Raw genomic sequence first — 2333 nt, 5'->3', positions numbered from 1 at the left:
CATGGTGATTCCGCTGTTCGTCGGGCGGCCCAAATCCATCAAGGCCCTCGAAGCCGCGATGGAAGCCGGCCGGCAGATCATGCTGGTGGCGCAAAAGGCCGCCGGCAAGGACGAGCCGCGCGCCGACGACATGTTCGAAGTCGGTTGCGTCTCCAGCATCCTGCAGATGCTGAAGCTGCCCGATGGCACCGTGAAGGTGCTGGTCGAAGGTGTGCAGCGCGCGTCGACGCTGAGCATCAACGACAACGGCGAGCACTTCGTCTCCGAAGTGATGCCGATCGAGCCGGGCGGCGAAGCCTCGCCCGAGGTCGAAGCCCTGCGCCGCGCTGTGACGCAGCAGTTTGACCAGTACGTCAAGCTGAACAAGAAGATCCCGCCCGAGATCCTGACCTCGATCGCCGGGATCGACGATCCGGGTCGTCTGGCCGACACGATCGCGGCGCACCTGCCGTTGAAGCTCGAAGCCAAGCAATCGGTGCTGGACCTGTTCGACGTGGCCAAGCGGCTGGAAAAGCTGCTGGAGCAGCTCGAGCACGAAGTCGACATCCTGCAGGTCGAAAAGCGCATCCGTGGCCGCGTCAAGCGCCAGATGGAAAAGAGCCAGCGCGAGTACTACCTGAACGAGCAGGTCAAGGCGATCCAGAAGGAACTGGGCGACGGCGAAGAAGGCGCCGACCTGGAAGACCTGGAGAAGAAGATCAAGGCCGCGCGCATGCCGAAGGAAGCGCGCAAGAAGGCCGACGGCGAGCTGAAGAAGCTCAAGCTGATGTCGCCGATGTCGGCCGAGGCCACGGTGGTGCGCAACTACCTGGACACGCTGATCAACCTGCCGTGGTCGAAGAAGACCAAGATCAAGCACGACCTGGGCAATGCCGAGGTGGTGTTGAACGAAGACCACTACGGTCTGGACAAGGTCAAGGACCGCATCCTCGAGTATCTCGCGGTGCAACAGCGCGTCGACAAGGTCAAGGCGCCGATCCTGTGCCTGGTCGGCCCCCCGGGCGTCGGCAAGACTTCGCTCGGCCAATCGGTCGCGCGTGCCACCGGGCGCAAGTTCGTCCGCATGGCGCTGGGCGGCGTGCGTGATGAAGCCGAAATTCGCGGTCATCGCCGCACCTACATCGGCTCGATGCCGGGCAAGGTGCTGCAGAGCCTGTCGAAGGTCGGCACGCGCAACCCGCTGTTCCTGCTCGACGAGATCGACAAGCTGGGCATGGACTTCCGCGGCGACCCGTCATCTGCGCTGCTGGAAGTGCTCGACCCCGAGCAGAACCACACCTTCAGCGATCACTACATCGAGGTCGACTTCGACCTGAGCGATGTGATGTTCGTGGCGACCTCGAACTCGATGAACATCCCGCCGGCTCTGCTGGACCGGATGGAAGTCATCCGTCTGTCGGGTTATACCGAGGACGAGAAGCTCAACATCGCGCAGCGCTACCTGTTGCCCAAGCAAGCCAAGAACAACGGCGTGCTGGACGACGAGATGGAAGTCACTGAAGCGGCGATTCGCGGGATCATTCGCTACTACACCCGCGAAGCAGGTGTGCGTTCGCTCGAGCGTGAAATCTCGAAAATCTGCCGCAAGGTGGTCAAGGGCGTTCAGCTCAAGACCTACGAAGGCAAGGTCGTCGTCAACGACGAGAACCTGAACGAGTTTCTGGGTGTTCGCAAGTACGACTTCGGTCGTGCCGAGAAGACCAACCAGGTGGGTCAGGTCGTCGGCTTGGCGTGGACGGAAGTGGGCGGCGATCTGCTGACCATCGAAGCCACCGCGATGCCGGGCAAGGGCAACATYATCCGCACCGGTTCGCTGGGCGACGTGATGAAGGAATCGGTCGAGGCCGCACGCACGGTGGTGCGCAGCCGCGCTCRCCGCCTGGGTATCAAGGACGAGTTGTTCGAGAAGCGTGATGTGCACGTGCACGTGCCCGACGGCGCGACGCCGAAGGACGGCCCGAGCGCAGGTGCTGCGATGACCACTGCCTTCGTCTCTGCACTGACCGGCATCCCGGTCAAGGCGCATGTGGCGATGACCGGTGAAATCACGCTGCGCGGCGAGGTCACGGCCATCGGCGGCTTGAAGGAAAAGCTGCTCGCCGCTCACCGCGGTGGCATCAAGCTGGTGATGATCCCTGAAGAGAATGTGAAGGACCTTCAGGACATCCCGGACAACGTGAAGAGCCACCTCGAAATCGTGCCGGTGCGCTGGATCGACAAGGTGCTCGAAGTGGCGCTGGAATCAATGCCGTCGCCCTTGCCCGATGACGAGCCGGCGTCGACCGACGCTTCTGCTGCAAAGCAGGAGAAGGGTGCCGGCGCGCCGGTGGCAG

1 protein-coding gene is annotated in these 2333 nt (G+C 62.8%); it reads left to right on the top strand.

The genetic code is table 11. The features are described 5' to 3' along the window. The coding region (lon, locus tag AC1DYI_RS33010; protein WP_477208334.1) for an endopeptidase La at positions 1-2333 on the top strand (2333 nt) is incomplete at both ends.

This window comes from Ideonella sp. P3_A4 (assembly GCF_056403075.1).
The sequence above is the reverse complement of the archived record's forward strand: the minus strand, read 5'-3'. Positions and strand labels throughout refer to the sequence as shown.